The organism is Pseudomonas sp. C2B4, from assembly GCF_013359695.1.
In the GTDB taxonomy this organism is placed as follows: Bacteria; Pseudomonadota; Gammaproteobacteria; order Pseudomonadales; family Pseudomonadaceae; genus Aquipseudomonas.
The window spans coordinates 31,533-44,949 of the sequence record NZ_JABFMU010000020.1; the positions used below are offsets into that span (position 1 = coordinate 31,533).

Sequence of the window (13,417 nt, forward strand, 5' to 3'; positions counted from 1 at the left end):
GAATCAGACGAGAGGTTTAGGCTCGTGCTCTTTTTCCTGGGCCTGTTCATGTTGCTCTACCGCATCCTGAACGGAGCGTGGTGCTTCGTGGATTACGGATTCAGCGGGTTCGGCAGCGACTTCAGCAATCGGGGCAGGTGCTGCCTCAACGACATCAGCGACAACCGCTTCAGCTGGAGCAGCAGCGGCAGCCAATTCGGCCTCCTTCTGCAGACGCTCGGCTTCACGCTTGCGACGACGCACTTCACGCGGGTCGTTCGGCGCACGGCCGCTTGGTGTCAGGGCGCTGACAGGGGCAGTTTCCACCACCGGAGCAGGCGCTTGATCAACAACCGGTGCTTCGACCACTGGTACCGGTTCAGCAGCGACAACCACTGGCTCGGAGACCATTGCTTCAGCCACTTCGGTTTCAGCGACGGGGGCCGGTGTTTCAACAACGGCTGGCTCCGCAACCCAGTTGAAAGCGGTTTGCTCCTCGCGAACTTCACGAACGGCTTCCGTCACGGCTTCCACCACCGGCTCTGCAACCTCGGCAGGCGCTTCGGCGACGATGGCTGGCTCGGCGGCAGCTTCAACCACAGGCTGTGCCTCAGGCGCTGGAGCCAGTTCGATTTCCGGCGAAGCGGAGACTTCGACCGGAGTCGTCGCTTCAACGACTGGCGCTTCGACTGGAGCGGTTTCCAGGGTGGCGGCAGTGGCGCGTTCGGCTTGCTCGTTGGCCTGTGCTTCGGCCGGAGCGCTGATCACGGAGCTGGCAACGGCTGCAGTCACAGCCAGGCCTGCGGCCAGATCAGCAGCGCTTGGCGCTTCGCTGCCTTCACCAGACTCGGACTCTTCCGAGCCTTCGATCACGTTGCCATTGGCATCACGTTGACGCTCACGACGGTTGCTGCGACGACGCTGGCCACGGGAGCGGCGGCGTGGGCGATCGCCTTCGACGCCGTCCTGACCTTCTTCCTGCAGTTGCTCTTCGTTGGTTGGCAGTTCTTCTTCGGCAACGGCAGCAGCGGCTTGCTCGGCACGTGGTTGACGTTCTTCACGCGGTGGGCGTGGAGCACGTTCTTCGCGTGGTTGACGAGCTGGACGTTCTTCGGTGGTAGCTGCGGCGGCCGGAGCGGCATCAAGAGGCTCACGCAATTCACGTACACGTTCCTCACGCTCGCCACGTGGCTTGCGATCTTCACGTGGCGCGCGCGGAGCGCGTTCTTCACGCGGAGCACGTGGCGCGCGCTCTTCGCGAGCTACCGCTGGCGTTTCCTCGCGGACTTCGCGGACTTCGCGTGGCTGACGTTCTTCGCGTGGTTCACGTGGTGCGCGCTCTTCACGCGGTGCACGTTCCTCGCGAGGCTTGCGATCTTCATCGCGGCGACCGTTACGGTTGCGGCTCTGTTGACGACCGCTGCGGCGCTCTTCATTACGGGCCGGACGCTCGGCAGCCGGTTTTTCAACCACGACCGGAGCAGCAGGCTCTTCCTTGGAGGCGAACAGGCTGACCAGCGATTTCACCAGGCCTTTGAACAGGCTTGGCTCTGGCGCGGCGACCGGTGCGGCAACCGGAGCGACCACTTCGGTCGGAACCGGAGCATTGGCGCGGGCCGGTGCTGTCTTGACCGCGGCTTCCTGGCGAACCAGGGTGCGGGTCGCAGCGGCTGGCTGGACTTCTTCCACTTCGGCAGCGGCAGCAGCGATTTCGTAGCTGGACTGGTTGGTGGCAGCTTCCGGGCTGTCATCGCGCAGGCGCTGAACTTCGAAGTGCGGCGTTTCGAGGTGATCGTTCGGCAGAATGACGATGCGGGCACGGGTGCGCAGTTCGATCTTGGTGATCGAGTTGCGTTTTTCGTTGAGCAGGAACGCCGCCACCGGGATCGGCACCTGGGCGCGAACTTCGGCAGTGCGGTCTTTCAGGGCTTCTTCTTCGATCAGGCGCAGGATCGCCAGCGACAGCGATTCAACATCACGGATGATGCCGGTGCCGCTGCAGCGTGGGCAAACGATGCCGCTGCTTTCACCCAGGGATGGGCGCAGACGCTGACGGGACATCTCCAGCAGGCCGAAGCGCGAGATGCGACCGACTTGCACGCGAGCACGGTCGGCTTCCAGGCATTCGCGGACTTTTTCTTCCACGGCGCGCTGGTTCTTGGCAGGGGTCATGTCGATGAAGTCGATGACGATCAGGCCGCCGATGTCGCGCAGGCGCAACTGACGGGCGATTTCTTCGGCGGCTTCAAGGTTGGTCTGCAGGGCGGTTTCTTCGATGTCGCTGCCTTTGGTGGCGCGCGCCGAGTTGATGTCGATGGACACCAGGGCTTCGGTCGGATCGATCACGATGGAGCCGCCGGAAGGCAGTTCGACAACGCGCTGGAAGGCGGTTTCGATCTGGCTTTCGATCTGGAAACGGTTGAACAGCGGCACGCTGTCTTCGTACAGCTTGATCTTGCTGGCGTACTGCGGCATCACCTGGCGGATGAAGGTCAGGGCTTCGTCCTGGGCTTCAACGCTGTCGATCAGCACTTCGCCGATGTCCTGGCGCAGGTAATCGCGGATGGCGCGGATGATCACGTTGCTTTCCTGGTAGATCAGGAAAGGCGCGGAGCGATCCAGCGAGGCTTCTTTGATGGCGGTCCAGAGTTGCAGCAGGTAATCGAGGTCCCACTGCATTTCTTCGCTGCTGCGGCCCAGGCCGGCAGTGCGCACGATCAGGCCCATGTCGGCCGGTGCAACCAGGCCGTTCAGCGCTTCACGCAGTTCATTGCGCTCTTCGCCTTCGATGCGACGGGAGATACCGCCGGCACGCGGGTTGTTCGGCATCAGGACCAGGTAACGACCGGCCAGGCTGATGAAGGTGGTCAGGGCTGCGCCCTTGTTGCCACGTTCTTCTTTTTCGACCTGAACGATGACTTCCTGGCCTTCGCTCAGGACGTCCTTGATGTTGACGCGGCCTTCGGGGGCTTTCTTGAAGTATTCGCGGGAGATTTCTTTGAGTGGCAGGAAGCCGTGGCGCTCAGAGCCGAAATCGACAAAGGCAGCTTCGAGGCTTGGTTCGATGCGAGTGATCCGGCCTTTATAGATATTGGCTTTCTTCTGCTCGCGTGCACCGGATTCGATGTCCAGGTCGTAGAGGCGCTGGCCATCTACCAGTGCAACACGCAACTCTTCGGGTTGAGTTGCGTTAATCAGCATTCTTTTCATGTAGTACCGTCGGTTTCCGGGCTGCCGGAAACGGCGTTCGGCACACACGACTTCTCACGGTCGGTGTCAGGTGCGTCGGGAGTGGTTGGCCATTCCCGTGTCCAGCGATGTCCGGCCAATGTGGGCCTGCATCGCGACGTACGCGTCCTGCTTGCTGTGGCTACTTAAGCACTCAGTCAGGAGGAGGAATCAACCGGCGGCTGTGGACGAGATGAAGCGTCTTGATAAAGCCTATTGCTACACAGTCCAGCGGTTGTGCATCTCCACCCTACACGTATCCCTGATAATTCGGGTGCTGCCGCGCGCAGAATCCGCAGCGGGTTGGCATTTACCGTGAGCTCCGAAAGGGGAGGTCACGCATCATGGCTAATTTAGGCGTTGTTTCCGAAGTGTTCGCTCGGGGTCATTCGCAGCTGACTGCACTTTGTGAACTGGCCGTGAATATGGGCTCGCGTGGCGAGTGAAAACTCTGCTTTGCGGCGTGATTCAGGCCTCATGTCACCTGCGCTCGTTACACCTGCAAACTCCACCGTTACGTAGCGAAAGCCCCGTAGGACGGCCTCGCGTCCTGGTGAATTGCGTTGGTCAGGGCCGGTTTTCAACCGTTGGTCCGCTGTCCAGGCCGCTTTTGGCGGCGTTCGCGACTATAGCAGTAATGATTAAGTGCTTCAATTCCATAAAAAATTGATATCATCCGCGCCATGACGACTACTGCCCCCCCGACCCCAGGCGTACAACTGCTTGAGGTCTCGCCGGAATATGCCGGCCAACGTATTGATAACTTCCTTCTCGCTCGGCTCAAAGGCGTGCCCAAGACCTTGATTTACCGCATTTTGCGCAAAGGCGAAGTGCGGGTGAACAAAGGTCGGATCAAGCCCGAATACAAGCTGCAGGCGGGCGATATCGTGCGCGTACCGCCGGTTCGCGTGCCTGAGCGTGACGAGCCGGTGCCACTTGCCCAAGGACTGCTGCAACGCCTCGAAGCCGCGATTGTCTACGAGGACAAGGCGCTAATCGTGGTCAACAAGCCTTGCGGGATTGCCGTACACGGCGGCAGTGGCTTGAGTTTCGGGGTGATCGAAGCTTTTCGCCAGTTGCGCCCGGATTGCAAGGAACTTGAGCTGGTTCACCGTCTCGATCGTGACACCTCCGGCCTGCTGATGATTGCCAAAAAACGTAGCATGCTGCGTCACTTGCATACCGCGCTGCGCGGCGATGGTGTCGACAAGCGCTACATGGCGCTGGTTCGCGGTAATTGGGCGTCTTCGATCAAGCAGGTCCGTGCGCCGCTGGGCAAGAGCAATCTGCGCTCCGGTGAGCGTATGGTCGAGGTCGACGAGGATGAGGGCAAGGAGTCCGTGACCGTGTTCAAGGTCCTGCGTCGCTTCGGTGACTTTGCCACCATGATCGAGGCAAAACCGATCACCGGTCGAACCCACCAGATTCGCGTCCATACACTGCATGCCGGGCATTGCATCGCCGGCGACACCAAGTACGGCGATGACGATTTCAGCAAGGAAATCCGTGATTTGGGCGGCAAGCGTCTGTTCCTGCACGCCTACATGCTGACCGTGCCGCTGCCCGATGGTGGCGAGCTGAAGCTTCAGGCGCCTGTCGATGAGATGTGGGCCAAGACTGTGGAGCGCCTGAGTGCACCCCTCTGATTACAAGCTGCTGATTTTCGATTGGGATGGCACGTTGGCCGATTCCATTGGTCGGATTGTCGAAGCGATGCATGTGGCATCCGAGCGGTCCGGTTTTGCGCTGCGCGATGATGTCGCCGTAAAGGGCATCATCGGCCTGGGGCTGCCGGAGGCGATCCGCACGCTGTATCCCGACATCGGTGATGCCGAGCTGGTGGCATTTCGTCAGCACTATGCGGATCACTACATCGCTTCGGAGGCTGTGCCTTCGCCGTTGTTCGAGGGGGTGGTCGAATCGCTCGAGGCGTTTCGGGCCGAGGGTTATCACCTGGCTGTCGCGACCGGCAAGGCGCGCCGCGGGTTGGATCGGGTGCTGAAATCCCATGGTTGGGAAGGTTACTTTGATATCACGCGGGCGGCCGACGAAACCGCCAGCAAGCCGCATCCGTTGATGCTTGAACAGATTCTCGCCCACTGCGAAGTTCGTCCGGAGCAGGCGCTGATGGTCGGCGACTCCTCCTTTGACTTGCAGATGGCGCGCAACGCGGGCATGGAATCGGTGGCTGTCAGCTATGGTGCCCAGTCGATCGAGGCGTTGAAGCTGTTTGAGCCGCGCCTGGCCATTGATCGCTTTTCAGAATTGCATGCCTGGCTGAGTCAGCAGGCTTAATACGTTTTTTGCTGGGGTATGTGGCATGGCCGACGAATGGAAAGCGCCCGCCAAGGCGAGCGCGGAGAGCGGTGACGAAAAAAGCTGGAAGCTGCTGGAAAAGACGCTTTTGGCGAGTGTGCAGGAGCAGCGCCGGTCCCGTCGCTGGGGGATTTTCTTCAAGCTGCTGACTTTCGTGTATCTGTTTATTGCGCTGGCGCTGTTCTCGCCGCTGATGGATATGGAAAAAGCGGCTACCCGCAGTGGCAACTACACGGCTCTGATCGATGTGAACGGGATGATCGCCGACAAGGAGCCGGCCAGTGCCGACAACATCGTCGGCAGCCTGCGTGCCGCTTTTGATGACGATAAGGTCAAGGGCGTTATCCTGCGCATCAATAGTCCGGGCGGCAGTCCGGTGCAGTCGGGATATGTCTATGACGAAATCCGCCGTCTGCGTGGGCTTCACCCGGATACCAAGCTGTACGCAGTGATTTCCGATCTCGGTGCTTCGGGCGCCTATTACATCGCCAGTGCTGCCGATCAGATCTACGCCGACAAGGCGAGCCTGGTGGGGTCTATCGGCGTGACCGCGGCCGGCTATGGCTTTGTGGGTACCATGGAGAAGCTGGGTGTTGAGCGTCGCACCTACAACTCGGGTGAGCACAAATCGTTCCTGGATCCGTTCCAGCCGCAGAAACCCGAGGAAACCGCTTTCTGGCAGGGTGTGCTCGACACCACGCACAAGCAGTTCATCAATAGCGTCAAGCAAGGTCGTGGCGATCGCCTGAAGGACAAGGAGCATCCGGAGTTGTTCTCCGGGTTGGTCTGGTCTGGTGAGCAGGCGCTGCCGCTGGGGCTTATCGATGGTCTGGGCAATGCCAGTTACGTGGCTCGGGATGTGATCGGCGAAAAAGAGCTGGTGGACTTTACCGTTCAGGAGTCGCCGTTCGATCGCTTCTCGAAAAAGCTTGGCGCCAGCGTGGCTGAGCACTTGGCGATGTGGATGGGCTTCCAGGGGCCGTCGTTGCGATAAGTGCCATCGCTGCAAACAAAAAACCGGCCTGTTGGCCGGTTTTTGTTTATTCAGGGGATTTGCACGCCTTCGGCCATCAGCATGTCCACCAGGCGAATCAGCGGCAAGCCGACGAGGCTGGTGGCGTCAGGGCCTTCGGTGCCCTGAAACAGGCTGACGCCCAGGCCTTCGGCCTTGAAGCTGCCGGCGCAATCGTAGGGTTGTTCTGCATGCAGGTAGCGTTCGATACGAGCGGTGTCGAGCGTGCGCATGTGTACGGTGAAGGGTACCCAGTCGACCTGGCAATGGCCGGTTTGGCTATTGAGCAGGGCCAGGCCGGTGAGGAAGGTCACGCTGGCGCCGCTCGCGGCCAGCAGTTGTTCACGGGCCTTTTCGAAGGTATGGGGCTTGCCGATGATTCTGTCACCGAGCACGGCGACCTGGTCGGAGCCGATGATCAAGTGCGCGCCATGGCTGCCGGCCAGTGCCCGTGCTTTTTCCTCGGCGAGGCGCTTGACCAGATCAACGGCAGGCTCGTCAGGACGATGGCTTTCGTCGATGTCGGGTGAGCTGCAGGTGAACGGCAGCCGCAGGCGGGCCAGCAATTCCCGGCGATAGACCGAGCCGGAAGCGAGTAATAAAGGCAGCATGTGCATCTCCAGAAGGCAGGTGCCGATTCTAGCGGAGGCTTGCAAGTGACGGACAGGGCTGAATTTCCTTTGACATGGGCGGGTGCATCCCTATAATGCTGCGCCTATGTTGAATGACCCGATTCCACCTCACGTTGACCCGCGCAAATTGGCTGACCGTGGCACCACCCTTCAAGGTGAAATGCTGCTGGCCGATTTGGAGAGACTCTGCGACCCGCTTTCCGACAATGTCGGTACGGTGCAGGCTAAATTCGTTTTTGAACGAGATGAACGTAAATCTGTGGTAATCCACAGCTTTATCGACACTGAAGTCAAAATGGTTTGCCAGCGTTGTCTTGAGCTGGTCACCCTGCCGATCCATAGCGAATGCAGTTATGCTGTGGTGAAGGAGGGTGCGAATACCCAGTCGTTGCCGAAAGGTTATGACGTGCTGGAACTGGGCGAAGATCCTTTGGATCTGCAGTCACTGATCGAGGAGGAGCTTCTGCTCGCCTTGCCCATTGTGCCTGCTCATCATCCGGAAGAATGCCAGCAGCCGGCGGGAGCAGATGAGCCCGAACCGAGCGAGGACGAGGTAACGCGGTCCAACCCGTTCAGTGTATTGGCGCAGTTAAAGCGTGACCCAAACGTTTAGGAGTTAATCAATTATGGCTGTTCAGCAGAACAAAAAATCCCGCTCTGCCCGTGACATGCGCCGTTCGCACGACGCTCTCGAGGCTAGCACCCTGTCTGTAGAAAAAACCACTGGTGAAGTTCACCTGCGTCACCACGTATCGCCAGAAGGCGTATACCGTGGCCGTAAAGTGATCGACAAGGGCGCTGACGAGTAATCACTTGTCCGCTCAAGTCATCGCGATTGACGCAATGGGCGGGGACTTCGGTCCCCGCAGCATTGTTCAGGCCAGCCTTGCTTGCCTGTCTGCAACCCCCTCGCTGCACCTGACCCTCGTTGGTCAACCCTCCCTCCTTGAAGAATTGATCGCTGGCCAGTCGGCTGTGGATCGCGCACGCCTGTCGATTGCTCCGGCGTCCGAAGTCATCACCATGGATGAAAAGCCTGCCCAGGCCCTGCGCGGCAAGCCTGATTCGTCGATGCGCGTGGCACTTGAGTTGTTGCGCGATGGCAAGGTCCAGGCGTGTGTCAGTGCCGGTAATACCGGTGCGCTGATGGCGTTGTCGCGATTCGTGCTCAAGACCTTACCAGGTATCGATCGGCCGGCCATGGTCGCGGCGATCCCCACGCAGAAGGGCTATTGCCAGTTGCTGGATTTGGGCGCCAATGTCGATTGCAGTGCCGAGCATCTGTTGCAGTTTGCAGTGATGGGGTCGGTGGCAGCTGAAACCCTGGGCATCGTTCGTCCGCGGGTGGCCTTGCTGAACATCGGCACCGAAGACATCAAGGGCAACCAGCAGGTTAAGCTGGCCGCCACCCTGTTGCAGGGCGCTCGAGGTATCAACTACATCGGTTTTGTCGAGGGTGACGGCTTGTACCGCGGCGAGGCGGATGTAGTGGTGTGTGACGGTTTTGTCGGCAACATTCTGCTCAAGTCTAGCGAGGGGCTGGCGACCATGATTGCCGGGCGCATCGAAGCGCTGTTCAAGAAAAGCCTGCCATCGCGCATGGTCGGTGCGTTGGCCCTGCCGTTGATGAAGCGTCTGCAAGCCGATCTGGCGCCGGCGCGGCACAACGGAGCGAGCTTTCTTGGTCTGCAGGGCATTGTGGTGAAAAGTCACGGTTCTGCCGGAGTGCAGGGGTTTCAGAGTGCAATTTCGCGTGCCCTGATCGAGATTCAGGAAAACCTGCCGGAACGGATTCACGGTCGTCTGGAGGATTTGTTGCTTTAGGCGTTTTCGTCGGACAATGCTTAAATGTGACCGCTCAGTTCATTTGGCCATCCAACTGTCAGTTTCTTGCGTCCCCCAAAGCGGGACGTCAATTCTCCGACGACAAGATCATTAGGGGCTTGTTACATGTCTGCTTCCCTCGCATTCGTCTTTCCGGGACAAGGTTCGCAGTCCCTCGGCATGCTGGCCGAGTTGGGCGCGCAACATCCGGTTGTCCTCGAAACATTCAAAGAAGCTTCCGATGCTTTGGGCTATGACCTGTGGGCACTGACCCAGCAAGGGCCGGAAGAGCAACTCAATCAAACCGATAAAACCCAACCGGCCATCCTGACCGCCTCGATCGCTTTGTGGCGCCTGTGGCTGGCGGAAGGTGGCGCGCGTCCGGCTTATGTTGCCGGTCACAGCCTGGGTGAATACAGCGCGTTGGTCGCGGCAGGCGGCCTGAGCCTGGGCGATGCGGTGAAACTCGTTGAGCGTCGCGGTCAGCTGATGCAGGAAGCTGTTCCAGCCGGGCAGGGCGGCATGGCCGCCATCCTGGGCCTGGACGATGCCGACGTGCTGGCAGCCTGTGCCGAAGCGGCGCAAGGTGACGTGGTCAGTGCCGTCAACTTCAACTCCCCGGGTCAGGTGGTGATCGCCGGTGCCAAGGCGGCGGTCGAGCGCGCCATCGAAGGCTGCAAGGCTCGCGGCGCCAAGCGCGCGATGCCGTTGCCGGTCAGCGTGCCGTCCCACTGCGAACTGATGCGTCCGGCCGCCGAGCGTTTTGCCGAATCGATCGCTGCGATCGACTGGCAGGCGCCGCAGATTCCTGTGGTGCAGAACGTCAGTGCCGATGTGCCTGCCGATCTCGAAACCCTCAAGCGCGATCTGCTTGAGCAGCTTTACAAGCCTGTACGCTGGGTCGAATCGGTCCAGGCGCTGGCAGCCAAGGGCGCGACCAATCTGGTCGAGTGCGGCCCTGGCAAAGTGCTGGCCGGTCTGAACAAACGCTGCGCCGATGGCGTATCGACTTCCAACCTCAATACCCCAGATGCTTTCGCTGCCGCCCGTGCAGCGTTGGCTTGAATCAGGAGAAGCTTGCATGAGTCTGCAAGGTAAAGTTGCACTGGTTACCGGTGCGAGCCGCGGTATCGGCCAGGCTATCGCCCTGGAACTGGGTCGTCAGGGCGCCATCGTTGTTGGCACCGCGACCTCCGCCTCTGGGGCCGAGCGCATCGCCGCCACCCTGAAGGAAAACGGCATTCAAGGCACTGGCCTTGAGCTCAATGTCACCAGCGACGAGTCCGTATCGGCCGTGCTGGCGAGCATTCAGGAGCAGTTCGGAGCCCCGACGATCCTGGTGAATAATGCCGGCATCACCCGGGATAACCTGATGATGCGCATGAAAGACGACGAGTGGTATGACGTTGTCGATACCAATCTGAACAGTCTGTATCGCCTGTCCAAGGGCGTTTTGCGCGGTATGACCAAGGCCCGTTGGGGACGAATTATCAGTATTGGCTCGGTTGTGGGTGCCATGGGCAACGCAGGCCAAGTAAACTATGCCGCCGCCAAGGCCGGTCTGGAAGGTTTCAGCCGCGCGCTGGCGCGTGAAGTCGGTTCGCGTTCGATTACGGTCAACTCGGTGACCCCAGGGTTCATCGACACCGATATGACCCGCGAATTGCCGGAAGCGCAGCGTGAAGCCTTGCAGACGCAGATTCCGCTGGGTCGTCTGGGGCAAGCTCAAGAGATCGCGTCCGTGGTCGCTTTTCTTGCGTCCGACGGTGCAGCCTACGTGACCGGGGCTACAATCCCGGTGAACGGCGGGATGTACATGTAAGTTAAATGTGACGGATTGCTTCAAAAAAATGTCATACGAGCTGTCTAAAATCCGTTATAAAGCTGCAATCTATTTATAGGCAGAGGGTCGCCGGGTTTGAGGAGTGAAGCTTTCAGTTGAAAAGCTGAAAAGTCTTTCTATACACTTACCCACCGGCCAGCTGCCTGAATTTGTCCATTAGGAGTGAAAACAAGGTATGAGCACCATCGAAGAGCGCGTCAAGAAAATCGTTGCCGAGCAACTGGGCGTTAAAGAAGAAGAAGTGGTCAACACTGCTTCCTTCGTTGAAGACCTGGGTGCTGACTCCCTTGACACCGTTGAGCTGGTGATGGCTCTGGAAGAGGAATTCGAGACCGAAATCCCTGACGAAGAAGCTGAGAAGATCACTACTGTACAAGCTGCTATCGATTACGTTACTAGCCACCAGGCGTAACAGTTTGTAATCGTTGCTCGCTGTCATGGAAAAACCGCACTGCCGCATGGCGTGCGGTTTTTTCTTTAGGCCTGATGCAAAGTCGTCATTTGAAAAAAGGAGAGTGCTGTGTCGCGTAGACGCGTCGTAGTCACCGGTATGGGTATGTTGTCGCCACTGGGCACGGATGTGCCAAGCAGCTGGCAGGGCATTCTGGCTGGCCGCAGTGGCATTGGTCTGATCGAACACACCGACCTTTCTGCCTATTCCACCCGTTTTGGCGGCTCGGTAAAGGGCTTCAATGTCGAGGAGTACCTGTCGGTCAAGGAAGCCCGCAAACTCGACCTGTTCATTCAGTACGGCCTGGCCGCAGGCTTTCAGGCAGTGCGCAACGCCGGTCTGGAAGTCACCGACGCCAACCGTGAGCGCATCGGTGTTGCCATGGGCTCGGGTATTGGCGGTCTGACCAATATCGAAGAAACCAGTCGCACCCTGCATGAGACCGGCCCGCGTCGGATTTCTCCGTTTTTCGTGCCAGGCTCGATCATCAATATGATTTCCGGTTTCCTGTCCATCCATCTGGGGGCACAGGGACCTAACTACGCTATCGCCACGGCATGTACCACCGGTACGCACTGCATCGGCATGGCGGCTCGCAATATCATGTACGACGAAGCCGACGTGATGATTGCCGGCGGTGCCGAGATGGCGGCCTGCGGTCTGGGCATGGGCGGCTTCGGTGCTTCCCGCGCGCTGTCGACCCGCAACGACGAGCCGACTCGCGCGAGCCGTCCATGGGACAAGGGCCGTGATGGCTTCGTGCTTTCCGACGGTGCCGGTGCGCTGGTGCTCGAAGAGCTGGAGCACGCCAAGGCCCGCGGCGCGACCATCTATGCCGAGCTGATCGGTTTCGGCACCAGTGGCGACGCCTACCACATGACGTCGCCGCCAGCCGATGGCGCGGGCGCTGCCCGTTGCATCACCAACGCCTTGCGCGATGCGAAGATCAACGGCGATCAGGTGAATTACATCAACGCCCACGGCACTTCGACCCCGGCCGGTGACCTCGCTGAGGCCCAGGCGATCAAGACCGTGTTCGGCGATCATGCCTACAAGCTGGCCGTCAGTTCGACCAAGTCCATGACCGGTCACCTGCTGGGTGCGGCGGGCGCGGTCGAGGCAATCTTCAGCGTGCTGGCAATCAACAGTCAGGTAGCGCCACCGACCATCAACCTCGATGAGCCGGATGAAGGCTGCGACCTCGATTTCGTGCCGCACACCGCGCGCAACATGGATATTGACGTGGTTCTGTCCAACTCCTTCGGTTTTGGTGGTACCAACGGATCGCTGGTGTTCCGCCGGTTCGCAGGTTGATGGACACCTGGGTCGATGGTCAGCCGGCTGACGCACTGTCGCTGAAAGATCGCGGCCTGGCGTACGGCGATGGGCTGTTCGAGACCATTGCCGTGCATGATGGCTTCCCAGTTCTGCTGGATCGTCATCTGGTGCGGCTGGCCAAAGGCTGCCGGCGCCTGGCAATCAATCTGGATCAGGCTGCCGTGGTCGCGGAATTGCTGACCTATGCCGAGCAATTGAAAGAAGGTGTACTCAAGCTGATCGTTACCCGTGGCGACGGCCAGCGGGGGTACGCTTTCGATCCTTCGGCCCAGGCCCGTCGAATCCTGTCGGGTAATTCTCCAGCGGTTTACCCGGCCGCCCATGCGGAGCAGGGCATTCGGCTGTTCCCGTGCACCACACGACTTTCCCTTCAGCCCCTTCTCGCAGGTCTCAAGCACTTGAACCGTCTTGAGCAGGTGATGGCGCGCGCCGAATGGCAGGACGCCGAACATGCCGAAGGCTTGATGCTCGATCAGGCCGGTCGCGTGATCGAGGGTGTGTTCAGCAACCTGTTCCTGGTGCGTGACGGTGTGTTGATCACAGCGGATTTGAGCTACTGCGGCGTAGAAGGTGTGATGCGTGCCGAGTTATTGTCTCAGGCCGAAGCTTTGGCCATCCCGATCCAAATCACCGATATCACGCTTGAGCAGCTGCAAGGCGCTGACGAAGTCTTTGTCTGCAACAGCGTATATGGCGTTTGGCCGGTGCGTGCCTATGCCGCTCTGAGCTGGCCGGTTGGGCCGCTCACCCGTAAACTCCAAACCATTGCCCGCGCGCTACTGGATGCTTGATAC

13 protein-coding genes are annotated in these 13,417 nt (G+C 59.7%); 11 read left to right on the forward strand and 2 right to left on the reverse strand.

Going from position 1 to position 13,417, the window contains the following annotated elements; translation table 11 throughout:
- Nucleotides 1-3: 3 nt before the first annotated feature.
- Nucleotides 4-3,189: a ribonuclease E gene (gene rne / locus HNQ83_RS15030; RefSeq protein ID WP_175389689.1), complete on the reverse strand. Its 3,186-nt coding sequence runs from the start codon at nucleotides 3,187-3,189 to the stop codon at nucleotides 4-6.
- A 701-nt stretch (nucleotides 3,190-3,890) separates the two neighbouring features.
- On the opposite strand from rne, the gene rluC reads away from it, so the two are divergent.
- Genes rluC through HNQ83_RS15045 form a run of 3 tightly spaced genes read left to right on the forward strand, consistent with a single transcriptional unit; the run spans nucleotide 3,891 to nucleotide 6,517 of the window.
- Nucleotides 3,891-4,853, forward strand: coding sequence for a 23S rRNA pseudouridine(955/2504/2580) synthase RluC (gene rluC, locus HNQ83_RS15035; protein ID WP_175389690.1), 963 nt, complete (start codon nucleotides 3,891-3,893; stop codon nucleotides 4,851-4,853).
- Complete coding sequence (locus tag HNQ83_RS15040; RefSeq protein ID WP_175389691.1) at nucleotides 4,840-5,502, forward strand: HAD-IA family hydrolase; 663 nt, start codon at nucleotides 4,840-4,842, stop codon at nucleotides 5,500-5,502. Before rluC ends, HNQ83_RS15040 begins: the two co-directional genes overlap by 14 nt.
- A gap of 25 nt (nucleotides 5,503-5,527) precedes the next feature.
- The gene (locus HNQ83_RS15045) at nucleotides 5,528-6,517 is read left to right on the forward strand and encodes a S49 family peptidase (protein ID WP_175389692.1); all 990 of its coding nucleotides are present in this window, start codon (nucleotides 5,528-5,530) and stop codon (nucleotides 6,515-6,517) included.
- A 50-nt stretch (nucleotides 6,518-6,567) separates the two neighbouring features.
- On the opposite strand, the gene HNQ83_RS15050 is transcribed toward HNQ83_RS15045, so the two are convergent.
- Complete coding sequence (locus tag HNQ83_RS15050) at nucleotides 6,568-7,146, reverse strand: nucleoside triphosphate pyrophosphatase (RefSeq protein ID WP_175389693.1); 579 nt, start codon at nucleotides 7,144-7,146, stop codon at nucleotides 6,568-6,570.
- A 106-nt stretch (nucleotides 7,147-7,252) separates the two neighbouring features.
- On the opposite strand from HNQ83_RS15050, the gene HNQ83_RS15055 reads away from it, so the two are divergent.
- From HNQ83_RS15055 to pabC, 8 genes are all read left to right on the forward strand, one after another.
- A complete protein-coding gene (locus HNQ83_RS15055; protein WP_007942001.1) occupies nucleotides 7,253-7,780 on the forward strand; it encodes a YceD family protein in 528 nt (175 codons plus the stop codon).
- A gap of 13 nt (nucleotides 7,781-7,793) precedes the next feature.
- Nucleotides 7,794-7,976: a 50S ribosomal protein L32 gene (rpmF, locus tag HNQ83_RS15060; RefSeq protein WP_003179396.1), complete on the forward strand. Its 183-nt coding sequence runs from the start codon at nucleotides 7,794-7,796 to the stop codon at nucleotides 7,974-7,976.
- A gap of 4 nt (nucleotides 7,977-7,980) precedes the next feature.
- Nucleotides 7,981-8,991: a phosphate acyltransferase PlsX gene (gene plsX, locus HNQ83_RS15065; RefSeq protein WP_175389694.1), complete on the forward strand. Its 1,011-nt coding sequence runs from the start codon at nucleotides 7,981-7,983 to the stop codon at nucleotides 8,989-8,991.
- Nucleotides 8,992-9,117: 126 nt separating this feature from the next.
- Nucleotides 9,118-10,056 carry an ACP S-malonyltransferase gene (gene fabD / locus HNQ83_RS15070; protein WP_175389695.1) on the forward strand — a complete coding sequence of 313 codons (939 nt, stop codon included), beginning with the start codon at nucleotides 9,118-9,120 and terminating at the stop codon, nucleotides 10,054-10,056.
- Nucleotides 10,057-10,072: 16 nt separating this feature from the next.
- A complete protein-coding gene (gene fabG, locus HNQ83_RS15075; protein ID WP_175389696.1) occupies nucleotides 10,073-10,813 on the forward strand; it encodes a 3-oxoacyl-ACP reductase FabG in 741 nt (246 codons plus the stop codon).
- A 196-nt stretch (nucleotides 10,814-11,009) separates the two neighbouring features.
- Complete coding sequence (acpP, locus tag HNQ83_RS15080; RefSeq protein WP_003175607.1) at nucleotides 11,010-11,246, forward strand: acyl carrier protein; 237 nt, start codon at nucleotides 11,010-11,012, stop codon at nucleotides 11,244-11,246.
- Between the two features lie 108 nt (nucleotides 11,247-11,354).
- The gene (gene fabF / locus HNQ83_RS15085) at nucleotides 11,355-12,599 is read left to right on the forward strand and encodes a beta-ketoacyl-ACP synthase II (RefSeq protein WP_175389697.1); all 1,245 of its coding nucleotides are present in this window, start codon (nucleotides 11,355-11,357) and stop codon (nucleotides 12,597-12,599) included.
- Nucleotides 12,599-13,414 (forward strand): aminodeoxychorismate lyase, encoded by an 816-nt coding sequence (gene pabC / locus HNQ83_RS15090; RefSeq protein ID WP_175389698.1) that lies wholly within the window; start codon nucleotides 12,599-12,601, stop codon nucleotides 13,412-13,414. Before fabF ends, pabC begins: the two co-directional genes overlap by 1 nt.
- The last annotated feature ends 3 nt before the right edge of the window (nucleotides 13,415-13,417 follow it).